The following is a 22,744-nucleotide window of genomic DNA, read 5'->3' as shown; positions in this document are numbered from 1 at the left end:
GACGATGCTGGTCGCGCGCGCTGAGGCATCGTCCGCACCGTCGGCTGTAGTCCGCGAAGGCGGACTTCGTGTGGTTGTTGCCGCGGTTTCAACCGCCCCTCGACCACCCCGGCTCCCGCGCGAGCCGATAAACAGAAGACGCGCGGCGGGGTGGCGACGTTAGCCATCTCCAACGCACTCAAGCACTTCCGCACTCACGCACCCGGAACCCCGTGTCGATCCATCCCGACGAGCTGGGCCCGCTCTTCCGCCGCTACTTCGACGGCCGCCGGCTGGTGGTCGTCTCCAACCGCGAGCCGTACGAGCACCGCTGGGGCGACGAGGTGGGCGAGATGGACGTGCGCCGCCCCGCCGGGGGCCTCACCAGCGCGCTCGACCCGCTCATGCAGGCGCTCGGCGGCACCTGGGTGGCGTGGGGGAGCGGCGAGGCCGACGCCGCGGCCGTCGACCACGAGAGCCGCGTGCGCGTGCCCCCCGGCGTGGAGGCGTATACCCTTCGCCGCGTGTGGCTTACGCACCACGACATCCATCGCTACTACCTGGGGTTCAGCAACCAGTTCCTCTGGCCGCTCTGCCACCTGCGGCCCGACCTCACGCGCATCCGCTCGCGCTACTGGGAGCGCTACCGCCGCGTGAACCGCCGCTTCGCCGAGGCCACGCTCGAGGAGGTGCGGGGGAAGGAGGCGGCCATCTGGTTCCAGGACTACCACCTCGCGCTGGCGCCGCTCTTCGTCCGCTCGCGGCGGCCGGACCTGGCGCTCGCGCACTTCTGGCACATCCCCTTCCCGCCTATCGACATCTTCCGCCTGTCGCCCCACTCCACCTACCTGCTGCGGGGGCTGCTGGCGAACGACCTGATGGGGTTCCACCTCCCCCAGTTCGCCGACAACTTCCTGCGCTGCGCCCGCAAGCTGGCCGGCGCCGACGTGGACTGGCAGGCGCGCACGGCCACGGTCGACGGCCACACCTGCCACGTGGGCGACTTTCCCATCTCCATCGACATCGACCAGTTCCGCCAGGCGGCGATGGCCGGGGTGTTCGAGGAGCAGGCGGAGCGGCTGCGCGCCCGCTACGCGCCGCCGGGCGGGAAGATCGGCATCGGGGTGGACCGGCTGGACTACAGCAAGGGGCTGCCGGAGAAGTTCAAGGCGCTGGAGTTCCTGTGGGACCGCTATCCCGAGTTCCGCGAGCGCTTCACCTTCATCCAGGTGGCCGTGCCCAGCCGCAGCGACATCGAGGCGTACGACGAGCTGGCCCAGAAGGTCGACCGGCAGGTGTGGGAGATCAACGAGCGCTTCGGCACCGGCGAGTGGCGCCCCATCCACCTGGTCAAGCAGTCGCTCCCCGCCGAGCGGCTGGCGATGCTCTACCGGCTGGCCGACGTGTGCATGATCTCGTCGCTGCAGGACGGGATGAACCTGGTGGCGAAGGAGTTCGTGGCCAGCCAGGTCGACCGGCACGGCGTGCTGCTCCTTTCCGAGTTCGCCGGGGCGGCGGAGGAGATGGCCGAGGGTGCGGTGCTGATGAACCCGTACGACCCCGAGGCGTGCGCGCTGAAGCTCCGCGACGCGCTGACGCTGCCGCCGGACGAGCGCGCGGCGGGGATGGAGCGGCTGCAGCGGTCGATGAAGACGATCTACGACTGGATGGCCGACACCTTCACGCGCTGGGGGCAGGTGGCGGCGGAGATGCCCGACGGCCCGCGCCGCCGCCCCGTGCTGGACGAGGACGAGCTCTTTCCCGTGGGCCCGGTGGGCGACCGCGGCTACGGCGACGACGAGTAGAGCGCGAACGGCACCCCTTCCGCCTCCAGCGCCTCGCGGAGGCGGGCGACGTCCCCGGGGAGCGTTTCCAGCGCCAGGTTGCAGCGCGCGTGCGCGGCCGCCGGCGCCGGGATCGCCTCCGCGGGGATGTTGCGTTCGCGCGCGATCTCCTCCGCCCACAGCGCGTGGTGCGTGGTGTCGAAGGTGAAGATCTCGATCGTGTCTGACATTCCGATCCGTGGTCCTGCCGCGATGTGGCCCTCACCCGAAAAAGAGCGACGAAACCTGCCTCGTCGCTCTTTTTCGACCTCTCCCAAAACAGCCTGGGAGAGGTAACTGCAACTCATACCAAATCTCCGGATCGACTGTGCATTGGAGGAAGGAATGTCATTCCGAGGGCGCTGCGCCGCCCTGTCCTCCATGCCGACGCCGTGGCGCCTGAGGAATCTGTGGCCGGCACCCCGAGCCCCAGGCCGCCTGATGCTCGGACGCCTGCCACAGATTCCTCGGCGCCGCCCGGCATCAGCGCGATTGGAGATTCGGAGCAGCGGCGCCGCTCGGAACGACATCCGATCGGAATGCACAATGAGGGGCTACGGCTGTGCCGGCGCCGCGGGTGCCGGCGCGGGCACCACCGCGGGCGCGCCTGGCGCCTGGCCGGCCACCATCGACCCGAGCTCCGGGCGTACGGCCACGATCAGCGCGCCGGTCCCATTCTGCCGCTGCGCGGAGCCAAGCACCAGCGTCTGCCCGGGCGCGCCGCTCACCGCGGCGGAGACCGTCGCCCCCTGCGCCGCCACCTCCACCTCGAGGGTGATCGATCCCTCGGGGCCGGGGATGACCTGGTCCACCTTGCCGGTGATCCGCAGGTTCTGCTCGTTCTGCTGGAACGGCAGCCCCTCCACGCCGTTGAGCGTGACCGCGCGCACCAGGCGGTAGCCGCGGTAGCGCAGCATCTCGCGCAGCGGCGCGGCCACGCGGGCGATGGTGGGGTCGGTGCCCTCGAAGTCGCCCGCCTCGATCACCTGGAAGTGCAGCGTCAGCGCCTGCCGCGCGCCGTCGAAGCGCTTGAGGATGCGCGCGATGCTGTCGAGCTGCGCGGGCGTCTCGCGCACGGTCAGCAGCCGGCTGGTGCCGCTGACCATCCCGCCCTCGCTGATGTACGGCGTCAGCAGGCTCATGGCCTCCTCCGTGGTCAGCCGGTGCAGCTCGTAGGTGCGCACCTGCATCCCCTTCCGATTGTCGCAGGCGGCCACGGCGAGCATCGCCAGCGCCACCGCGAGCATCTTCCGCATCTTCATCTCCATCATCTCCGGTTCAGTCGATCCAGACGAGGGTGATGCCCGGATCGCGCGTCTTCAGCACCGTCGCGGTCCGCCCCGGCTCCGGCCGGACGACGGGGGGCGCGGGGAAGAGCGAGCGGGCGATTCGTTCGGTGATCACGCCCGGCCGTTCGGGCGTGGAAGTCGTGCCGCGCCCGAACAGGACGATTCCCGCCGCGACCGCCGCCGCCGCGAGGGGGACGGCGGCGGCGCCGAAGCGCATCGCCGCGCTCCGCCGCGGGCGCAGGGGGATGACGCGCGTCCCCGCCCGCGGCGCGGTGAGGGTGCGCAGCGCGGCGTCCAGCTCCGCCTCGCCGGCGAGGATCGCATCCGCGCGCGCCCGGCAGTCGGCGCACTCGCGGAGATGCGCGGCGAGCGGCGAATCTCCATCCCCCCGCAGCTCGGCGGGGTCGGCCTCGAGGAGGAGGCCGCGGGCGGTCGGGCAGTCCATCGTCATCGGTCGTCCATCAGGGTCGGGTGCGCGGCCAGGATGCGCTCGCGCAGGGCGCGGCGGGCGCGCAGCAGGTGCACGCGCGCGGTCGGCGGCTCGATCTCCAGCATCTCCGCGGCTTCGGCCGGGGTGTAGCCCTGCAGGTCGACGAGGTCGAACACCTCGCGCTGGCGCCCCTGCAGCTCGGCGAAGAAGGTGCGCACCAGCGCCGCCGTCCGCGCGTCCTCCATCTCGCCGATGCGGTCCCGCAATTCGGTCGACGGAAGCTCTCCCGCCGCCTCGTCGTGCAGCCGCCGTCTCCGTCCGTGGCCGCGGAGCAGCTCCACGGCGGCGTTGGCGGTCAGCCGGTACAGCCAGGTGGTGAAGCGCGACCGTCCCTCGAAGCGCGCCAGCCCGCGGTGCAGCCGGATCACCACGTCCTGCGCGACGTCTTCCGCGTCGTCGGGGTCGCCGGTGCGGACCAGCGCCCAGCGCCGCACGGGGTCGCGCACCGCCGCCGCCAGCGCCGCGAACGCGCCCTCGTCGCCGCCCCTCGCCCGCGCGGCGAGCGCGTCCAGCGGCTCGGAGGTGGTGTCGGCAGGCACGCGTCCGCTCGTCGGCGATCGGGAGGCTAGCGCGCGGCCGTGGCGGCGCGCGCGTCGTCGGCGCGCAGCATCTCCAGCGCCTCGCGCCAGAGCTCGGCGCGGTCCGCGTCCGCACGCTCGGCGAGGAGGCGCTCCAGCGCGGCGCGGTGCGCGGCCTTGCGCGCCTGCGCGGCGGGAACGGCCAGGTCGGGGCGAATCCCCACGCCCTCCCAGTTGCCGTGCGTCACCGCGCTCTCCACCCGCGCGGTGGGCACGAACACGCCGAAGTGCGTCCCGATCATCTGCCATCCCCCCGGGTTGGCGCCGCCGCGCGTGTTCTCGCCGACGATGGTCACGCGCCCCTGCGCCTTCAGGTCGTACGCGAGCGCCTCGGCGGCGGAGAAGGTGCGGCCGCTGACCAGGAGGTACACGGGGCGATCGAGATAACGTGGTCCGGCGACGTGCGGGAGCGTCCACAGCTGCGCGTCGTCCGCGGGATCGCGGTGGTGGAGCGTGCTGATATGCGTGGCCTCGGGGAGGAAGTAGGACGCGACCAGCGCCACCATCGCCGCGCTGCCGCCGCCGTTGTAGCGCAGGTCGACGATCAGCGCGTCCGTCCCCGCCAGCCACTCCATCGCGGAGGCGAGCGTCGCGCCGGCGAGCGCGGGGTCGTCGAAGCGCACCATCTCCAGGTAGCCCACGTTGCCGTCCATCCGCGTGAGCGCCATGAAGCCGTAGTTGCGGAAGATGGCTTCCTCGCGGTCGCGCGCCATCTCGGCGGCGGTGCGGCCGGCGCTGGGCGGCGCGGTGCGCGGCTGCACGCTGTACACCGCCTGCAGGTGCGCGTCGCCGGTGGCGCGGCGCAGGTCGGCGGTGAGCGAATCGGTCAGCGCCGACGCGGTGGCCAGCGCGCGGTAGCGGCCGGCGCGCACGCCGCGGCGGACGAGCCGGGCGGCCTCGTCGCCCTTCTCGACGAAGATGTACTTCGACGCCACGTGGTCCGCCGCCGCGCGCGCGACCGAATCGGCCAGCGCCGGGGTGACGGGCATCTCCTCGCGCCGCTCCTGCGCGGCGGCGGGCGCGGCGGCCGTCACGATCGCCATCGCGGCGGCGGAGGCCAGGGTCAGGCGGGGGATCAGGGGGATGTTCATCTCACGACTCGCGGCGTTCAACGGTGAGTGATCCGATGTGGACGCCATGAGACGACGGTGGACGGAGACGCGTTTACACGATGCGCGTGAGGTGAGGAGATCCAGGGGGATGATAAGAGGGGGCGAACGAATTCGCTGCAACGGTGCGGCGTGCCGGCAGTCCGCCGCTCTCGCTGGAACTTATGATGGCGCAAGCGTTTACAACGCACCGCTCCTCTGCCAGACCTTGCTGCGGCTCCGCCACCGAGGGGCCTGCATGGCCCCGGACTCCCGATGACGACTACAGTCCTGCTCGCCGACGACAACGCCGACAACCGCGACATCTACGGCGTGATCCTGGAGTACCACGGATACCGCGTCGTGCACGCCGTGAATGGGAACGAGGCCGTCCGGCTGACGCGCGAGGAGAAGCCCGACCTGGTGCTCATGGACGTGGTCATGCCGCACCTCGACGGCCTGGCTGCGACGCGGCTGCTGAAATCCGACCCGCTCACGGCCTCGATCCCCGTCGTCCTGCTGACGGCGCACCGGTTCGACAGCGATCACGAGGCGCGTGCATCCGGCTGTGAGGCGGTGCTGTTCAAGCCGGTCGAGCCCAACCGGGTGGTCGAGGCGGTCCGTGGCGCCCTGCAGGCCCGCTCGAACGTGTAGAGATGGGCCGTATGAAGAAACGCCGGGGCCTGATCGGTCCCGGCGTTCGACTGTCCGGCGCTCAAGGTCTGAGCAGGACCTCCGCCCAGCGATGGTCCCTGAAACCCACACCCGCGCGGCTGTAGCGGCAGTTTTCGATGTTGCCGCGGTGGCCGGGGCTGTTCAGCCAAGCGCCGACGACCTGCTCCGGTGTCGTCTGGCCGACGGCGATGTTCTCGGCGACCGCGCGGAACCTCACGCCGCGCTCGCGCAGCCGGTCGATGGGGGTACGGCCCTCGGGTGAGACGTGAGAGAAATACCCCCTGCGCGCCATGTCGTCCGCGTGGGCCTGCGCCGCGGCCGCGGCCCCGGGATCCCACTCCAGGGGCGGACATCCCACCGACCTGCGCCGCGCGTTGACCAGCCTCGCCACTTCGGCGGGGAAGGATCCGACGTGCCCGCCACGGGCATGCTCGCCGGCGAGGACCGGGGCCTCCCGTCCCATCAGGTCCGCGGCGAGGACTCGCGTGTTCCATCCCGTGCACGCGTTGGGCACTAGGCACAGTGCCGCCAGCAGTGCAGAACCAAGCCTGGTTCCCACTGGTCGACTCCTGGTGATGGACATCTGCGCGGCCGTGATTCGCAGAAGTCGTGCGAGAATTACGTCGGTTACGGTCCGTGCGATCCGATTTGGAAGCATAAAAGACGGTGCAGCAGTTGATTACGAAATTGAAGCAGAACGTTTGACGGTGCGCTGACTGCTACGAATGAGGGGGAAGGCCGGCGTGGAGGCGGGTGAATTCCATCGCGGCGGCGCGTCGCCGGTTCAAAAGCGAGGGGGAGCGATCCGGGACCGGGTCGCTCCCCCTCCTGCTGAATCCGGAGGAAGTGTTGGTGCCTCCCACTGGATTGCGTGCTGACGCAGCGATAGATCCTTCGGCCTGCAAACGATTGCGCAGACGCTGATTACGGTCTGGCCGGCCTCAGGATGACGTCAGCCCGGATCGGTGTGGATCATCAGCTCGAGAGGTGGCGCCTGACCGCCGCCAGCGCATCGCGCGGCGGCACGGGCTTGGTCAGCAGCTCCGCGAATCCGTAGAGGCGGTCCTCCGGAACGGAGGTCGCGGTGAGCAGCAGCACCGGGATCTGCCGCGTGCGCGGCTCGGCCCGCAGCCGCCGCATCACCTCGAACCCGTCGATGTCCGGCAGCCGTACGTCCAGCAGCACGACGGCGGGCACGTGGGCGCGGGCCAGGTCCACCGCGGTCTCCCCGTTGTGCGCCTCCAGCACGCGCATCCCCGCGTGCCGCAGCATGGCGCGGTAGATCTCCCGCTGCTCCGGCAGATCGTCCACCACCAGCACGGACGCCGCACCAGGCTCGCTCATCTCCTTCGCTTTCGTTGATCTCCCCAAGAGGACGAGCGAGGACGGGTAACCGTCACCGCCCGCGAAACAAGTGACGGCGCTGCGCGCGACGATCCGAGCCCCAAAGCGGCGGCGCGCCGCGGCTGCGGGCCGCGACGCGTCGGGGATTCGCGGGTCGGCGTCGACTACTTGATCCGCAGCGTCATCCGCATCCACGGGTGGATGCAGCACTGGTACTTCTCGACGCCCGCCTCGTCCTCCTCCTCGGTGTACGTGCCGCCGGCGGGAACGAAGTCGTCCGCCTCCAGCTCCGTACACTCGGGCGCGACCGTCGTGTTGCCGGAGAGCTGGTTCAGCAGCGGCACGATCCCCCCGCCGAACTCCTCCACCTCGGTGAAGGTGTGCTCCTCGCCGCCGCGGTTGGTCACCAGCAGCGTCTGGCCCACGCCCACGGTCAGGTTGGTGGGCGTCATGTGCCACGCGCCCACCGACTGGTGCGCCGTGAGCTCCGCCAGGAACTTGTCGAAGGTCATCCCGCCGCTGCGCACGCAGGTGCCCGCCCCGAGCGCCGCGTTGAAGGTGGTGGGGTCGCACGCGTCGAAGAGCGAGATCCTGCGGTTCAGGTCCTCCTTCGCGCCGAGGAGTCCGTCGGGCTGTACGGGTCCGGACCTGCCGTCGCAGGCTGTCGCCAGCAGCACGAGCGCGGCCGCGGCCGCGAGCGGGATGGGCCTCATGGAGCACCTCCGGTCGAGGGGAAGGATCCGCCTCTGGTCCGGGCGCGCGCCGCTCGGTGGGGAACGCGCCAGGCACCCCGACCAGGCGCCGCACCCCGCGGCGCCGGGACGCCCCGGCCGCACTGTACGTGCCGCTGTAAGTATCTGTAGATTTAGAATTTAGGCGATGAGATATGTGTGCGGTCGCGACGGTTGTCCCAATCCGCGACACCGCCGCCGGTCAGGCTTGCGCCCGCGCGCGGGGTTCGGCTACACTCCGCGCCCTGTGATCATCCACCGGAATCACCTGAATTCTCCCGAACCGATGGTGCCGGACGTGAGCTTTGCCCCCGTGAACGAGCAGATGGACGAGATCCGGCGCGACACGCTGGAGATCGTTCCCGAAGACGACCTGGCGCGCAAGCTGGAGCGGTCGCTGAAGAGCGGGAAGCCGCTGGTGGTCAAGCAGGGATTCGACCCCACGCGGCCGGACCTGCACATCGGCCACGCCGTGAGCCTGCGGAAGCTGCGCACCTTCCAGGAGCTGGGCCACGACGTGGTGTTCGTGATGGGCGACTACACCGCGCTGATCGGCGACCCCAGCGGCCGCAGCGACCTGCGTCCGCAGCTGAGCGAGGAGGTGGTGCGCGAGTACGGCCGCACCTACGCCGAGCAGGTGTACAAGGTGCTGGACCGCGGCCGCACCCGCATCGAGTACAACTCGCGGTGGCTGGCGCCGATGCAGCTCAAGGACATCCTGCGCCTCACGGCCAGCTACACGGTGGCGCGGATGCTGGAGCGCGACGACTTCGAGAAGCGCTTCGAGGAGAACCGCCCCATCTCCATCGTCGAGTTCATGTACCCGCTGATGCAGGCGTACGACTCGGTGGCGCTGAACGCCGACGTGGAGCTGGGCGGCGCGGACCAGAAGTTCAACCTGCTGGTCGCGCGCGACCTGCAGCCGCGCTATGGCCAGGAGCCGCAGGTGTGCCTGCTGATGCCGCTGCTGCGCGGCACCGACGGCGAGCGCAAGATGTCGAAGAGCTACGACAACTACGTGGGATTGGACGACGCGCCCGACCAGCAGTTCGGCCGCACCATGTCCATCCCCGACGACCTGCTCGAGGAGTGGTACCGGCTCGCCTCCGGCCTGGCGTCGGGGGATCTGGAGGCGGCGGTGGGGGAGGCGAGGTCGAACCCGTACCAGGCCAAGCGCCGCCTGGGCCGGCTGATCGTGGAGCAGTACCACCCCGCGGGCGCGGGGCAGCAGGCCGAGGAGGCGTTCGACGCGCTCTTCCGGCGCAAGGAGATCCCCGACGAGATGCCGGAGTTCGACCTCTCGCCCGGCGACGCGGAGCTGGGCGCGCACGACGGGCAGGTGCTCGTCTCGAAGCTGCTGGTGCGCGCGGGCCTGGTCTCGTCGAACGCGGACGCGCAGCGGCAGATCCAGCAGGGCGCCGTCTCCGTCGGCGGCGAGAAGGTGACGGACCGCATGGCGCGCGTCGCCGCCGCCGGCGAGCTGGTGCTGCAGCGCGGCAAGCGCCACTTCGCCCGCGTCCGCTTCGGCTGATCCCGGATCCGCGGGGATTCGTTCGGGAATCGTTGCACCCGGACCGATCCCACACGGACGTCATCCTGAGGCCGGCCAGACCGTAATCAGCGTCTGTGCAAGCGTTTGCAGGCCGAAGGATCTACTCGGCTCCGCGGGAGATTCCGGCTTCTCCGGGCAGACATCCGGTCCGCCCCTGCAAGATCCTTCGGGCGCGCAGGGATTCGGTTGAACGCGATTTCGGTGCTCCGCGCCCTCAGGATGACACCCGACGGGGTGTCCGCAGGTTCAGCGACACCCTCTCACGCTTGCTCCGTGCGCTGGCTCTCGATCTCCAGGATTCCGCGCGCGAGCACGCGTTCGAGCGCGACCACGACGTCGGAGACGACGGCCAGCCGCTGGGCCACCGCCGGGTCGGGGGTGGGCGGCACGTCGAGCTCGGCGATCCGCACCTGCCGGCCCTCCGTCTCGATCGCCGCGGCCAGGCCGTCGAGCGCGTCGCCGGCCTCCGCGCCGAAGGAGACGACGGCGTCTCCTGCGCCGTCGGGGGCGGCGGGGGCGTAGGCCAGCGCGTTCGCGGCCTCGCCTAGGCGGCGGAGGTAGGCGAGCGCGGCCATCCCCGCCTCGGGCGCGTGCCCCGCGCGCCCCTCCCACAGCACCACCTGCAGCGACTCCTCCGCGTTCAGCACGGAGAGGCCCGTCGCGCGCCGTGCCGCGTCGGCCTCGGCGCGCGTGGCCCCGCCCGCATGGCGCCGCGCGGCCACGCGGACATACGCGGCGCAGGCGCGCACCGCCTCGGCCAGGCGCCCGCGGAAGGCGAGGCGCTCGGGCGCGGGCCAGAGCAGCCGCGCCGCCACCAGCGCCAGCGCCCCGCCGATCAGCGTGTTGGCGATGCGCACCATCGGCAGGTGCCGGTCGGGCGCGGCGGCCTCGGCCAGCAGCACGAAGGTGGGCGTCAGCAGCGCCGAATACAGTGCGTAGTTCACCTGCAGCATCGACGCGGTGGCGCAGGCGAGGACGAAGGTGACGAGCAGCAGCGCGCGGGGATCGTGCACCAGCGCGCCGATCCCCGCCGCCGCGATGCCGCCGGCCATCGTCCCCCCGATCCGCTGCAGCCCCTTCACCCACGTGGCGCCCGCGGACGGCTGCAGGACGATGAGCGCCGTCAGCGTCACCCAGTAGCCGCGCTCCACGCCCAGCACGTGCGCCAGCGCCGTCGCCGCCGCGGCGGTCACGCCCACCCGCAGCGCGTGCCGCAGGGTGACCGAGCGCAGCGTCAGGTTCTCGCGCAGCACCTCGCCGACCGGCGGGCCGGGATCGGCGGGCGGGGACTCGGGGAGACGGACGGGGCGGCCGCTCTCCACCCCCGCGGCCGCCTCCCACGCGCGCATGGCCTCGCGCCGGAGCGACGCGGCCAGGCGCCCGGCCAGCGTCTCCGTCTCCGGCTCGGTGGCGACGGGGAAGGGCGGAGGATCGCCCGGCGTGCGCTCGCGCTCCACCGCGTCGGCCAGATCGCGCGCGAGGACGGCGGCGGCCGCGGCGGCCTCTCTCGCCCGCGCCAGCGCCGCCTCGTCGGCGGGATCGGCGGGGGTGACGTCGGTCGCGCCGCCGAGCGCCGCCGTCGCCGCGAAGGTGCGGTCGGCGGCCTCGGCCAGCATCAGCAGCCGCTCGCCGCGCCCGGTCTCGCCGGGGCGGCCGCGGCGCGTGGCGGCCAGCGTGTCGCGCGCGGCTTCGAGCGCGGTGCGGAACGCGCCGAAGTCGCGCGGCGCGGCGGCGGCCACCGCGTCGGCGTAGCCGGCCAGCGCACGGTAGCAGGCGGCCAGCGCCAGGCGCGCGGGGCGATAGGCGCGGATGGGCCAGAGGAAGAGCGAGAGCGCCAGCGCCAGCGCGCCGCCCACCAGCAGCAGCCCGCCGCGCCCGAGCGCATCTCCCACCCCCGCCGCCGGCGCCGCCAGCGCGATGACGAAGGTGATGGTCGACGAGATGCCGACCGAGGTGGGCGCCGCGCCGAACGCCCGCAGCAGCGCGCCCGCGAACGCCCACGCGAACACCACCGGCACCGCGATCCCCGGCCGCTCGCCCGCCAGCCCGCCCAGGACGCCCGCGACGGCGATGGCCAGCGTCAGCGCGCCCATCGTCCGCGCGCGGGTGACGTAGGCGCCGCCCTTGTCTCCGATCGCCACGGAGAAGCCGGCCAGCCCCAGCCACGACGCACCGTCCACGTGCAGCGCGCCGGCGACGGCCATCGGCAGCACGGTGGCCACCGCCGCGCGCAGCCCCGCCGCCAGGTTCGGCCGCCCGGCGAAGCGCGCCAGCTCGCGCGCGGTGCCGCGCAGCCGCGGCGCCGCGACGTGTGGTTCGGGGTTCTGTATCTCCGTCACGAAACGTCGATCGCGTCAGGACTCAGTCAGGAAAGCTCCTGATGATCCGATCCATCACCCTGTGCCGCAACCGCAGTCGCGAGGAACGGCAATCCTGAAAAACAATCACACAGAGGACACAGAGGGTACAGAGAGGCACAGAGAACTCACCGCAGTCCTCTGTGCCTCTCTTTATCCTCTGTGTCCTCTGTGTGAAATTTGGAATGTCAGACTAGCGCACCGTCGTCTTCAGCGCGGGATCGGCGTTGGCCCAGAGGGTGGAGAGCGCGTTGCGCCAGTAGGCCGCGGTGCGGGTGTCGCCCGTGGCGGTGGCGAGCTGGATGCGCTGGCGAATGATCCCCACCAGCCCGCCCGCCTCTTCCGGCGTGTCGAGCACCTTGTAGGGGAGCGCCTGCAGCGTCAGCAACGTGCGGTCGAGCTCCTCCTGGGCGCCGGCGGCGTCGCCCAGCGCCAGGCGCAGCGCGGCCTGCGGGAAGACGAACGACAGGTCCATGTCGCCCGGGCGGCGCGTGCCCAGCGCCTCGCGCATGGCGGCCATCCGCGCGCGCACGCCGGCCGCGTCGCCGGCGGCCACCATCTGCTGCATCTCGACCATGTAGTCGGCGTCGGCCAGCGGCGCCTCGGGCGCGATGCCGTACGCGCCGGCCAGGCGCCGCGGCCCGTTCAGCAGCGCCGAGCGCGCCGCGCCCACCCGCGGCGCGTCGACCCAGGCGGCCAGCAGCTGCTGCAGCCGCGCCTCGGCCTGCCGCACCTCGGCGCGCGTCCCCAGCGCCGCGGCGGCCAGCACGTCGGCCTGCGCCTCGGCCACGGGCACGGCGATCTCGACCGAATCGCCGCGCGGGGTGAAGAACCATCCGCGCTCGGGCGCGGCGGTGCGCAGCAGCGAGCCCGCCCGCCCGGCGCGGCCGGTGAGCACCGCCAGCGGCGCCATCGCCAGCGCGTCGCGCGGCCCCGGCTCGGGCCACCGCGCGAACACCGAGTCGGCGCGCGCCCGGGCCCGCGCGAAGTCGCCCACGCGCAGGTCCAGCCGCACCTGCGCCACGGCCAGCCGCAGCCGCTGCTCGCGGTCTTCGGCCAGACCCCGCGCCAGGGCGATCTCGCTGAACGCCGAGGGCGCCCCCTGCCGCACGGCGCGGATCTGCCCCGCCTCCTCGAGCCCGCGCGCCAGCGCCTCGTGCGCGTCGGCGCTGCGCGGGAAGGCGCGCGTCCACTCCTTCAGCACGTCCACCAGCAGCCCGCGGTTGTGCGTGTCGGCCAGCCCGCGCGTGGGGGGGATGGTCTCCTTCTTCAGCGCGGCCACGTCCTCGCGCGGCCAGGGGACGTACACGATGGTGTCGCCCTCCAGCGCCGCGTACGCCGCGAAGAGCAGGGTGTCGCCCGGAGCGGGGCCGGTGGCGATGCCGGGGCGCACGAAGCCGCTGGTCTGCAGCAGCTCCTGCAGGCGCTTGAACCCCGAGCCGCGGAACGCCTGCAGCGCGCTGGGCACCGTGCGCAGCGCGCGGGCGTAGGCCATCAGCGCGGCGTTGGCGCTGCTGCGGAAGCGCCACCCCGACGGGCTGGCGGGGTCGCGCACCACCACCCGGTCGTTGTTCTGGCAGTCGCCCAGCCCGTACCAGCCGGTGAAGTCGGTCGAGTCGCGCGCCACCATGGCCCGGTAGGCGGCGCAGGCCTCGGGAAAGCGGCGGTCGCCGAGGAGCGAGAGCGCCCACCCCAGCTCGCGCTCGCGCGGCGAGAGGCGGATGGAGTCGGAGAGCGCGCTGGCCGCGTGGCCGCGCCACTCCACCCGCGGCACCACCCCCGGGCCGCTCCACTCCTGCGCCTGCGCCAGCCACAGGTGCGCCCGCGCGAAGCCGGGGTCCAGCACCACGGCGCGCCCCAGCTCGTCGCGCGCGCGGTCCAGGTCCCAGTTGGCCAGCGCCGTGCGCCCGCGCTGGTACGCCTGCCACGCCGCCAGCGAGTTGGTCCCCGCCGCCTCGCCGCTCGAGCCGCCGCGCCCCACCAGCGCGGCCACCAGGTCGCCGATGCGCTGCGACACGCCGTGCAGGTCGCGGCCCACGCGCACGGTGCGCTGCGCCAGCGAGCCCCCGTCGGACAGGTCGTACAGCGCCGCGCGCACCGCCACGCTGTCGCCCAGCGGGGTGATCTCGCCCCACAGCAGCCGCCCCGCGCCCGCGTCGGCGGCGATGCGGCGCGCCTGGTCGAGCGTCGACGGCGTGCCGCGGCGCGCCATCAGGTCGCGCGCGCGCTGGGCGTCCACCACGCGCACGTCGCGCCACCGCGAGAGCGCGTCGTACACCAGCAGCTCGGCCTGGTCGGGCGAGAGCGCGCTCGCCCCCGGCCCGCTCCCCTGCTTGAAGGGGAGGACGATGAAGAGCGACGCGTCGCCCTGCTCCCTCGACGCGCGCTGGTAGAGGAAGAGGGAGACGAGCACGATCGCCGCGACCATCCCGACGATCGCCGCGATGCGCAGCCGGGTGAGGCGCGGTCGGGGGCGCGTGGGAACGACCGTCTCCTCCCGCCGCGGCGCGGGGGAGGGGGATACGGCCGGCTCGGCCGCGACCGCGGGCGGCGCCTCGAGCACCGCCGTCGCCCCCTCTCCCGCCGATGCGGCCGCGAGCGCGGGCGCCGGCTCGGCGACGGGCGGCGGCGCGGGGGCGGGGCGCGGGGCGTCGCGCAGGCGCCGGGCGAACGCCTCGATCTCGGCGTCGGGCTCGGCGCCCAGCTCGCTGCGCACCAGCGCGGCGTGCACCGAGGCGTGGCGCACGGCGGCCGCCCGCTCTCCCCCCGCCTCCAGCGCCTGCATCACCCGCAGCGCGATGCGCGAGCTGTACGGGTCCTCGCGCGCCAGCCGCTTCCACCACTCCGCCGCGCGCAGCGGCTGCGCCTCGGCCTCGGCCGCCTCGGCCAGCGCCTCGAGCGCGCGGGCCTGGGCGCGCGCCAGCCGGTCGCGCTCCTGCTCGGCCCAGCGCTCGAAGTCGGGCGCGTCGGCCACGTAGAAGCCGTCCAGGAAGGGCCCGGCATAAAGCGCCACCGCGCGCTCGGGATTGTCGTCCTCGAGCGCGCGGTGGAAGTCGGCGACGTCGCTCCGCACCACCGACAGGTCCAGCGCCAGCTCGTCGCCGGCGGAGAGGAAGGCCTCGTCGCCCAGCGCCTTGCGGAGGATGTAGAGGGACTCGGAAAGGAGGTGGCGCGCGGCGTCGCCCGAATGCTCGGGCCACAGGTACCCGATCACCCGCTCGCGCCCCACCATCCGCCCGCGCGCCGCCGCCAGCACCGCCAGCAGCGCCAGCCGCCGCCGGTGCACGGCGCGGCCGGTGACCGGGACGCCGTCGTTCTCGAGCGCGGCGCAGCCCAGCAGCTTCAGCGAAAACACGGCGGATTCGCGGGGGGTGATAGCGCGGGGAAAACTGGTTGAGCCGGGAAACGCATAGTGGGGGGCACGGGCGGCGGATGCAAGGCCCGCGGCAGTCCTGATGCGCCACCGTGTACCAGGTTCGCGCGCCTCCGCCGCCCCTGCCACGACGGGATCGGGACACGCCGAACGGTGGAGACGGGGATCGGTCCCGTCGCCGTTTTCCGGGGATTCCGCCGGGTCCATCGTCCCGGACGGCTGGTGCGGCGAGGGATCGGCGGGAGAGGCGCGGAGGGGAAACAGGATTTCTTGTGCGCGACGGCGGGGGGAGTAGTTTGGGGGCCGAACCAATCACCCCGATCTCCTCCATCCCCTTTACGAGAACGAAATGACCGCGGCCCGGCACCGCCGCGCCGCGACTGCTCCGGAGCCGCTCCGGAGCCATACCGGGTCCTTCATCAATGGAGGCGACAATGCGACGAACGGCACGATGGCGGACGGCGCTGGTCCCCGCGGCGATCCTGCTGGCGTGCGCGCCGGCTTCCGACCGGCGGGCGGGCGCCCGCGCCGCCGAAGCGAACGCGGTGCAGTGCGAGACCACGCCGGCGGTGGACACCTCGCGGTACTTCGGCATCGGCGGAAACCAGCCGTGGAGCGGGGTGGAGGCCTATTTCGCGAGCGCGGGGGTGGCGTTCGACGAAGGCGTCTCCGATACCGCGGTGGTGACGCTCTGCAACGGGTCCTTCCAGAGCTGCACGCCGAAGACGCTCTGGATCCAGTCGGAGCACAGGGCGAACTGCCTGATGCCGGCGGACTTCGAGCGCCAGCTCAGGATCGTGGGGCGGGTCACGCGACAGGGACCGGGCCTCCTCCCCGCGTACGGGTTCGGCCCCGACAACTCCGACAGCACCGTGTTCCTGCTGGTGCGCAGCGACACCGTGTACGCGCTCTATCGCAGCGGGAGCGTGACGGCGTTCGCGCGGCAGCCGGTGGGCACCGCGCCGGGATGGCGGTTCGCCTACGACACCACCGCCCACACGCACGCGGACAGCGTGCGGGTGCCGGCCGGCCCGGCGGCGCGGTGGCGCGACACCACGGTGGAGCAGCTGCTCGGTCCGGCCGCGGGCGCGTCCGCGGCCGCCGGCCCGGCGGTGCCGGACAGCGGCAATCGCTCGCAGGATCTCGTCACGCTGCAGTACGGGTGGATGGCATGCGCGTCGGGGTGCTGCCAGTTCCAGGGCACCGGCGACGGTCCCCCCAAGCCCGGGCCCAAGGGGCCGCAAGGGCCGCTCCCGCCGCCGCCCGGACCTCCGGGCCCGCCTCCAGGTCCTCCTCCGGGCCCGCCTTCAGGTCCTCCTCCGGGTCCTCCCCCGGCGCCGCCGCGCCGGTAGCGTGACCCCGGCCGGCACCGGGCCGGCCGGGTACCCCGCCCTTTCAGTCCAGGAGACGAAGTCCCATGCGTTCCGGAAAGCGCGTTTCCCACCGGCTCCGGCGCGGGCTGGCGCTGGTGGCCGCCGCCGCGGCGCCCGCAGCGGCCGCCGCGCAGGTGCCGTGCACGCCGCCGCCCGCGGTGCCGCCCAGCTACTTCACCGCCGCCAACGGGCAGCCGTGGTCGCAGGTGACCCGGTTCCTGATCGACTACGGGGTGATGTTTCCCGTGGGCGACGCCCGGCCGGTGGTGCCCTGCCGGGGGCAGGGGTGCGGCCCGGCCGACATGACCATCTGGGCGGCGAAGGGCGTGAACTGCCTGACGAAAGCCATGGCGGAGCAGGACAGCCTGCGCATCCTGGGGCTGGTGACCTGGTCCACCGGCGCCAAGCCGGCGTCGATCGGGTTCGGCACGCGCAACGCCAACCAGCAGGTGTACCTGATGGTGAAGGGCGACACGGGGATCGCGCTGTTCCAGACGCCCGGCGGCCGCACGCGGGTGATCTACGAGAGCGTGACGGCGGGGTGGCAGTTCACCTACGAGGAGCACCCCGACTCCACCGTGCGCCCGCCGGCGGCGCAGTGGCGGCAGACCTTCCTCGCCACGGGGGCGATGCGGCCCGGTGGCGCAGCGGCGTCCGGCGGCGGCCCCGGGGTGGTGTGGGACGTCGAGCGGCTGCTGCAGACCGGGCTGTCGTACGCGTGGATGGCCTGCGCGTCGGGATGCTGCCAGTTCCAGGGAACGGGCGACGGCGGCCCGGTGGGCAACCCGCCGCCGCCGGGCCAGATCCCCGGACCGCCGCACGGGCCGCCTCCGGGGCCGCCTCCCGGCCCGCCGCACCCGTCGCGGCGGTAGGCGCCCTCCCCGGCTCGCCTAGGCTCGCCACCCCTCCCGTACCGGGCCCGTACCGGGAGGGGTAGCCGGACAGGCATCCGTGCGCTTCGCCGGGCATCGTACCCGCCCCGGCTGGCCCCCTCCCTCGGCCCCTCCCCCGCTGCGCAGGGGAGGGGAGAACACAGCGCGGCGACGAGCGTCTGCGTGAGGGATGCGCGCCCGGAGGGCCGGGACACCGCCGCGCGCGAGCCGTCGCCGGCGTCCGCGGGGATGGCCGGCGCGGCGGGGGCCCGGCGCCGTTGGCCACAGTAGTACCGTGGCCTACGGCGCGCGCAGCCCGGCCCCCGCGCAGCGGGGGACACGCCCGAATCCGCAGTTGCAGTTTTCCGTTGCAGTTCGACGATACGATCCACGCGAAGATGCTTCCACAACCCGCGATGATGCCGTGAGCCGCAGGATCATGATCGTGGACGACGAGCCCGCCGCCTCGGTGGCGCTCGAGGTCCACTTCCGCCGCGCCGGCTTCGAGGTGCGCACCGCCGGGAGCGCCGAGTCCGCGCTCTCGCAGCTGCACGAGTTCCGCCCCGACGTGCTCGTCACCGACGTGCACATGGACGGGATGACGGGGCTGGAGCTGCTGGAGAAGGTCAACGCCGGCATGCCCGACACCGACGTGATCGTGATGACGGGCTACGAGGACATGGGCACCACCATCGGCGCCATCCGCGGCGGCGCGTACGACTTCCTGGTGAAGCCCGTCGACCTCGAGCAGCTCGATCTCCTGGTCGCCCGGTGCCTGCGCGACCGCGCCGCCCGCTCGCGCGCGAAGACCGGCGACGGCCGCGCGGCCGACACGCTGCGCTACGGCGTGGGGCGCTCGCCGCAGATGATCGAGATCTACAAGCTGATCGGGATGCTGTCGTCCACGCGCACCCCCGTGCTGATCCGCGGCGAGACGGGGACGGGGAAGGAGCTGGTCGCCCGCGCGATCCACGAGTACAGCCCCTGGGCGGCGGAGCCGTTCGTCGCGATCAACTGCACCGCGCTGGCCGAGTCGCTGCTCGAGTCCGAGCTGTTCGGCCACGTGAAGGGCGCGTTCACCGGCGCGGTGGCCGACCGGCGCGGCAAGTTCGAGTTGGCGGGGAGCGGCACCATCTTCCTGGACGAGATCGGCGACACCAGCCCGGCGTTCCAGGCCAAGCTGCTGCGGGTGATCCAGGAGAAGGAGTTCCACCCCGTGGGCGGCGAGCGCGCGCGGAAGACGCAGGCGCGCGTGGTCGCGGCCACCCATCGCCCCATCGAGGAGCTGGTGCGGCAGGGGAAGTTCCGCGAGGACCTGTACTTCCGCCTGCGCGTGGTGGAGATCCGCATCCCGCCGCTGCGCGAGCGCAAGGAAGACATCCCCGTCCTCGCCGAGCACCTGCTGGCCCGCGCCGCGCGCGAGCTGGGGAAGGACGTCTCCGTCATCTCGCCAACGGTGATGCGGATGCTGCAGGAGCACGACTGGCCCGGCAACGTGCGCGAGATGGAGAACGCCATCCTGCGCGCGGCGGTGGTGGCGCGCGGTTCCGCGCTCTCGCCCGAAGGCTTCTCCCTGGCCCCCTCGCTCGCCGCCGCGGACGACGAGGAGGACGGCGGCGATCCGCTGGGGACGCTGGCGCAGGCGCAGCAGCGGCACGTGGAGCGGGTGCTTGCCCACACGCGCGGCAACAAGAGCCGCGCGGCGCGCATCCTCGGCATCTCGCGGCCGCGGCTGGACCGGCTGCTGGCCGCCTACCAGTCCGGCGAGACGGAGGAGATGGAGGAATCGTGATGCCATTCCGGTCGATTGGGGGTGCATCCCCAATCAGCCAACAGCATGTCTCACACGGAGGGAACGGAGGGAACGGAGGTAACGGAGAAAAGACGAAATAGGTCCTCCGTTTCCTCCGTTCCCTCCGTGTGAGTCTTCTTTCGGGGACGACAGGGCGGCGAGCGCCTTCGGAATGACATTCCTGTGCGGACGTGTTGCGTGGCTCGGCTTTGTATCGCAGAGTACTTGACGTGTACGTCATCCACGATACATTGTAGTCCTATGTATCCCGGCTCTATGTATGCGCGGCCTCGCACCGCCGCGGTGAACGCCCCCCGGCTCACATGCAGCGCGCGGGTCCGATGAGCATCAACAAGGACCTCGTCGCGGCCTCGTCGACCCCGCTGGTGCTGGCGATCCTGGCCGAGGGGGACAGCTACGGCTACGCCATCCTGAAGCGGGTGCGCGAGCTGTCCGGCGGCGAGCTGGAATGGACGGACGGGATGCTCTACCCGGTGCTGCACCGGCTGGAACGCTCCGGGCTGGTCGAGGCTCGCTGGGACCAGGCGGAGTCGGGGCGGCGGCGGAAGTACTACCGCGTCACCGAGGCCGGCCGCCAGCAGCTGGCCGAGGAGCGGCGCCAGTGGCGTACGGTGGACCAGGCGCTGCGGAACGTCTGGCCGGCACTGATGGCGTCCATCCCTCCGCACCTCATCTTCTTTCCCCAGCGCGGCTGAGCATGAACCCGAATCCCGACGACGCGGCGGCGGACGCCCTGGAGCAGCAGATCGAGGCGTGGCGGGCGCACCTGCGCCGGAGCCGGACGATCACCGGCTCCGACGCTGCGGAGCTGGAAGACCACCTGCGCGAGCAGATCGCCTCGCTGCGCGCCGACGGGCTCTCCGCCGACGAGGCGTTCCTGGTGGCGGTCAAGCGGATGGGGGCGATCGACGCCCTGACGCGCGAGTTCGCCCGGGAGCATTCGGAGCGTCTCTGGAAGCAGCTCGTCCTCTCGGGAGACGGCCCGGACGCCGGCGCGGAGCCGGCGGCGGCGTACGGCTCGCGAAAGATGTGGGTGGCGCTGGCCCTGGCCGTGGCGGCCGGGGTGGCCATCAAGCTCCCGGCGCTCTTCGGGATCGGCTTCGGCGACGAGACGTTCTATCCGCTCAACCTCGCTTTCTTCACCCTCCCGTTCATCGTCGCGTACTTCGCGTGGGAGCGTCCGCTCTCGGGCCCGGTCCGGATGTGGCTCGCCGCCGCGTTCGCGGTGGCGGCCGCCGCCGTGAACGCGTTCCCCTTCACGACGTCGCCCGAGGCCGACACGCTGATCCTCACCGTGATCCACCTGCCCATCGCGCTCTGGTTGTGCGTGGGCGTGGCCTACGTCGGCGGGCGCTGGCGGGGGAACGAGAGGCGGATGGACTTCGTCCGCTTCACGGGCGAGCTGTTCATCTACTTCGTGCTGATCGCGCTGGGCGGGGGCGTGCTGATCGGGACGACGCACGCCCTCTTCCAGGCGATCGGCATCGACGCGGAAATGCTGGTGGGCGAATGGATCGTGCCCGCCGGCTTCGCGGGCGCCACCGTCGTCGCCACCTGGCTGGTGGAGGCGAAGCAGAGCGTCATCGAGAACATGGCGCCCGTGCTGACCCGGATCTTCTCGCCGCTCTTCGCCCTGCTCCTGCTCGGCTTCATGGCCACGATGGTGGCGACGGGCCAGGGGATCGACCCGGCGCGGGAGATCCTCATCGCCTTCGACCTCCTGCTGGTGGTGGTCTTCGCGCTCCTCCTCTACTCGTTCTCCGCGCGCGACCACCTCGCCCGCCCCGCGCTGAACGACTGGGTCCAGCTGACGCTGGTGGGAACCGCCCTGCTGGTGGACCTCCTGGCGCTGTGGGCGGTGGGGACGCGCATCTCGGACTTCGGGTTCACGCCCAACCGGGTCGCGGCGCTGGGCGAGAACGTGGTCCTGCTGGTGAACCTGGCCGGCTCCGCCTTCCTGTACGCGCGCTTCCTCCGGGGTCGCGTCGCCTTCTCGCGCCTGCTCGACTGGCAGACGACCTACCTCTACGTCCTCGCCGGGTGGGCGGCGGTCGTCGCGTTCGTCTTCCCGCTGATCTTCGGATTCCGCTGAACCGGTGGCGGACGGGAATGGCTCCCGAGCCACAGGCCGCCTGTTGCTCGGACGCATGTCACAGATTCCTCGGGCGCCGCCTGGCATCAGCGCGATTGAAGGTTCGGAGCAGCGGCGCCGCTCGGAATGACATCCGATCAGAATGCACAATCGATTGCGGTTGCGTCCGCCGACCTCGTCTCCCCGTTCGTCCACCACCGTCACGCAATCATGGAATTGAAGATCGACGGCGTCTCCAAGACCTACGCCAACGGCGTGCAGGCGCTGAAGGACGTGAGCCTCACGATCCCGGTGGGGATGTACGGCCTGCTCGGCCCCAACGGCGCCGGCAAGTCCACGCTGATGCGCATCCTGGCCACGCTGCAGGAGCCCGACGAAGGGAGCATCCGCCTGGGCGACATCGACGTGGTGGGCCAGAAGGACGAGGTGCGCAGGACGCTGGGATACCTGCCGCAGGAGTTCGGGGTGTATCCCAAGGTCAGCGCGGAGGACCTGCTCGACCACTTCGCGCTGCTCAAGGGGATCGCCGAGCGCCGGACGCGCAGGGAGGTGGTGGACGCGCTGCTGCGGCAGACGAACCTGTGGGAGGTGCGCGGGCAGAAGCTGGGCGGCTATTCGGGGGGGATGAAGCAGCGTTTCGGGGTGGCGGTGGCGCTGCTGGGCAACCCCCGGCTGCTGATCGTGGACGAGCCCACGGCGGGGCTGGACCCGGCCGAGCGCGTGCGCTTCCTGAACCTGCTGAGCGAGCTGGGCGAGAACAGCGCGGTGATCCTCTCCACCCACATCGTGGAGGACGTCTCCGAGCTGTGCACGCGGATGGCGATCATCGACCGCGGCGAGATCCTGCTCGAGGCGGAGCCGCTCGCGGCGATCGAGGCGATGCGGGGGAGGATCTGGCGCCGGGTGATCGAGAAGAGCGCGCTGGCCGAGGTGGAGCGGGCGCACGCGGTGATCTCGACTCGGCTCCTGGGCGGACGCACGCTCGTGCACGTCCACAGCGAGGCGGCGCCCGGCCCCGGCTTCGAGCCCGCCGAGCCGGACCTGGAGGACGTCTACTTCAGCGTGATGAACGGAGTCCTCGGGGCCCGTGCCGGCGCGCAGGCGGAGGCGGCCTCGTGATGGTCGGCGAGGTCTTCCGCTTCGAGCTGGCGTACGCGCTGCGGCGGCCGGCCACGTGGGTCTACGCCGCCGTCCTGCTGCTCGTGCCGTTCCTGATGCCGCACGCGATCGACGGCGCCTCGCAGCTCCTCAACTCCCCCGACGCGGTCACGAACATCTCGGCCGTGCTGGGCGGGCTCGGGATGCTGGTGAGCGC

General features: G+C 72.5%; 20 protein-coding genes. 10 read left to right on the top strand and 10 right to left on the bottom strand.

The window, feature by feature from the left end:
* Positions 1-212: 212 nt before the first annotated feature.
* Positions 213-1,784, top strand: a complete 1,572-nt coding sequence (locus tag VF092_21440; protein HEX6749871.1) for a trehalose-6-phosphate synthase — start codon at positions 213-215, stop codon at positions 1,782-1,784.
* On the opposite strand, the gene VF092_21435 is transcribed toward VF092_21440, so the two are convergent.
* The 5 genes from VF092_21435 to VF092_21415 all read right to left on the bottom strand — a co-directional run bounded on the left by VF092_21435 (position 1,766) and on the right by VF092_21415 (position 5,250).
* On the bottom strand, positions 1,766-1,993 hold the full coding sequence (locus tag VF092_21435; protein ID HEX6749870.1) for a putative Se/S carrier-like protein: 228 nt from the start codon (positions 1,991-1,993) through the stop codon (positions 1,766-1,768). The two genes, VF092_21440 and VF092_21435, sit on opposite strands and share 19 nt — an antisense overlap.
* Positions 1,994-2,356: 363 nt before the next feature.
* Complete coding sequence (locus tag VF092_21430; GenBank protein ID HEX6749869.1) at positions 2,357-3,064, bottom strand: hypothetical protein; 708 nt, start codon at positions 3,062-3,064, stop codon at positions 2,357-2,359.
* Between the two features lie 16 nt (positions 3,065-3,080).
* Positions 3,081-3,536, bottom strand: coding sequence for a hypothetical protein (locus tag VF092_21425; GenBank protein HEX6749868.1), 456 nt, complete (start codon positions 3,534-3,536; stop codon positions 3,081-3,083).
* 2 nt (positions 3,537-3,538) lie between these two features.
* Entirely contained in the window at positions 3,539-4,120 is a 582-nt protein-coding gene (locus VF092_21420) for an RNA polymerase sigma factor (GenBank protein ID HEX6749867.1), read from the bottom strand.
* A gap of 26 nt (positions 4,121-4,146) precedes the next feature.
* Positions 4,147-5,250: a S41 family peptidase gene (locus VF092_21415; GenBank protein HEX6749866.1), complete on the bottom strand. Its 1,104-nt coding sequence runs from the start codon at positions 5,248-5,250 to the stop codon at positions 4,147-4,149.
* Between the two features lie 273 nt (positions 5,251-5,523).
* Here VF092_21415 and VF092_21410 point away from each other — a divergent pair, with 273 nt between their 5' ends.
* Positions 5,524-5,901: a response regulator gene (locus VF092_21410; GenBank protein ID HEX6749865.1), complete on the top strand. Its 378-nt coding sequence runs from the start codon at positions 5,524-5,526 to the stop codon at positions 5,899-5,901.
* Between the two features lie 61 nt (positions 5,902-5,962).
* On the opposite strand, the gene VF092_21405 is transcribed toward VF092_21410, so the two are convergent.
* From VF092_21405 to VF092_21395, 3 genes are all read right to left on the bottom strand, one after another.
* The gene (locus VF092_21405) at positions 5,963-6,481 is read right to left on the bottom strand and encodes a CAP domain-containing protein (GenBank protein HEX6749864.1); all 519 of its coding nucleotides are present in this window, start codon (positions 6,479-6,481) and stop codon (positions 5,963-5,965) included.
* A 416-nt stretch (positions 6,482-6,897) separates the two neighbouring features.
* Entirely contained in the window at positions 6,898-7,266 is a 369-nt protein-coding gene (locus VF092_21400) for a response regulator (protein ID HEX6749863.1), read from the bottom strand.
* Positions 7,267-7,430: 164 nt separating this feature from the next.
* Positions 7,431-7,979, bottom strand: coding sequence for a hypothetical protein (locus VF092_21395; GenBank protein HEX6749862.1), 549 nt, complete (start codon positions 7,977-7,979; stop codon positions 7,431-7,433).
* 316 nt (positions 7,980-8,295) lie between these two features.
* Here VF092_21395 and tyrS point away from each other — a divergent pair, with 316 nt between their 5' ends.
* Positions 8,296-9,528 carry a tyrosine--tRNA ligase gene (tyrS, locus tag VF092_21390; protein HEX6749861.1) on the top strand — a complete coding sequence of 411 codons (1,233 nt, stop codon included), beginning with the start codon at positions 8,296-8,298 and terminating at the stop codon, positions 9,526-9,528.
* Positions 9,529-9,809: 281 nt separating this feature from the next.
* Here tyrS and VF092_21385 read toward each other — a convergent pair whose 3' ends face one another.
* Together VF092_21385 and VF092_21380 are read right to left on the bottom strand one after the other, a co-directional pair.
* Entirely contained in the window at positions 9,810-11,888 is a 2,079-nt protein-coding gene (locus VF092_21385) for an FUSC family protein (protein ID HEX6749860.1), read from the bottom strand.
* A 211-nt stretch (positions 11,889-12,099) separates the two neighbouring features.
* Entirely contained in the window at positions 12,100-15,261 is a 3,162-nt protein-coding gene (locus VF092_21380) for a BTAD domain-containing putative transcriptional regulator (GenBank protein ID HEX6749859.1), read from the bottom strand.
* A 452-nt stretch (positions 15,262-15,713) separates the two neighbouring features.
* Between VF092_21380 and VF092_21375 the strand changes: the two genes are divergently transcribed.
* From VF092_21375 to VF092_21345, 7 genes are all read left to right on the top strand, one after another.
* Positions 15,714-16,631, top strand: coding sequence for a hypothetical protein (locus tag VF092_21375; GenBank protein ID HEX6749858.1), 918 nt, complete (start codon positions 15,714-15,716; stop codon positions 16,629-16,631).
* Between the two features lie 65 nt (positions 16,632-16,696).
* Positions 16,697-17,524 carry a hypothetical protein gene (locus tag VF092_21370; protein ID HEX6749857.1) on the top strand — a complete coding sequence of 276 codons (828 nt, stop codon included), beginning with the start codon at positions 16,697-16,699 and terminating at the stop codon, positions 17,522-17,524.
* A gap of 424 nt (positions 17,525-17,948) precedes the next feature.
* Complete coding sequence (locus tag VF092_21365; protein HEX6749856.1) at positions 17,949-19,316, top strand: sigma-54 dependent transcriptional regulator; 1,368 nt, start codon at positions 17,949-17,951, stop codon at positions 19,314-19,316.
* 341 nt (positions 19,317-19,657) lie between these two features.
* Positions 19,658-20,032: a helix-turn-helix transcriptional regulator gene (locus VF092_21360; GenBank protein HEX6749855.1), complete on the top strand. Its 375-nt coding sequence runs from the start codon at positions 19,658-19,660 to the stop codon at positions 20,030-20,032.
* A gap of 2 nt (positions 20,033-20,034) precedes the next feature.
* Entirely contained in the window at positions 20,035-21,429 is a 1,395-nt protein-coding gene (locus VF092_21355; protein ID HEX6749854.1) for a permease prefix domain 1-containing protein, read from the top strand.
* Positions 21,430-21,639: 210 nt separating this feature from the next.
* Positions 21,640-22,548: an ABC transporter ATP-binding protein gene (locus tag VF092_21350; protein ID HEX6749853.1), complete on the top strand. Its 909-nt coding sequence runs from the start codon at positions 21,640-21,642 to the stop codon at positions 22,546-22,548.
* Positions 22,548-22,744 (top strand): hypothetical protein (locus VF092_21345; GenBank protein ID HEX6749852.1); only part of this gene is annotated, 197 nt, incomplete at its 3' end. The genes VF092_21350 and VF092_21345, both read left to right, overlap by 1 nt.

Origin of the sequence: Longimicrobium sp. (genome assembly GCA_036377595.1) — a bacterium.
Classification (GTDB): domain Bacteria; phylum Gemmatimonadota; class Gemmatimonadetes; order Longimicrobiales; family Longimicrobiaceae; genus Longimicrobium.
The sequence above is the reverse complement of the archived record's forward strand: the minus strand, read 5'-3'. Positions and strand labels throughout refer to the sequence as shown.

Bases quoted from the DNA above. Each gene is read 5' to 3' on its own strand.
- VF092_21415 (HEX6749866.1), bottom strand. From the start codon at position 5,250: ATGAACATCCCCCTGATCCCCCGCCTGACCCTGGCCTCCGCCGCCGCG.
- VF092_21370 (HEX6749857.1), top strand. From the start codon at position 16,697: ATGCGTTCCGGAAAGCGCGTTTCCCACCGGCTCCGGCGCGGGCTGGCG.
- VF092_21395 (HEX6749862.1), bottom strand. From the start codon at position 7,979: ATGAGGCCCATCCCGCTCGCGGCCGCGGCCGCGCTCGTGCTGCTGGCG.
- VF092_21430 (HEX6749869.1), bottom strand. From the start codon at position 3,064: ATGAAGATGCGGAAGATGCTCGCGGTGGCGCTGGCGATGCTCGCCGTG.
- VF092_21375 (HEX6749858.1), top strand. From the start codon at position 15,714: ATGCGACGAACGGCACGATGGCGGACGGCGCTGGTCCCCGCGGCGATC.
- VF092_21350 (HEX6749853.1), top strand. From the start codon at position 21,640: ATGGAATTGAAGATCGACGGCGTCTCCAAGACCTACGCCAACGGCGTG.
- VF092_21400 (HEX6749863.1), bottom strand. From the start codon at position 7,266: ATGAGCGAGCCTGGTGCGGCGTCCGTGCTGGTGGTGGACGATCTGCCG.
- VF092_21355 (HEX6749854.1), top strand. From the start codon at position 20,035: ATGAACCCGAATCCCGACGACGCGGCGGCGGACGCCCTGGAGCAGCAG.
- VF092_21435 (HEX6749870.1), bottom strand. From the start codon at position 1,993: ATGTCAGACACGATCGAGATCTTCACCTTCGACACCACGCACCACGCG.
- VF092_21360 (HEX6749855.1), top strand. From the start codon at position 19,658: ATGAGCATCAACAAGGACCTCGTCGCGGCCTCGTCGACCCCGCTGGTG.
- VF092_21410 (HEX6749865.1), top strand. From the start codon at position 5,524: ATGACGACTACAGTCCTGCTCGCCGACGACAACGCCGACAACCGCGAC.
- VF092_21425 (HEX6749868.1), bottom strand. From the start codon at position 3,536: ATGGACTGCCCGACCGCCCGCGGCCTCCTCCTCGAGGCCGACCCCGCC.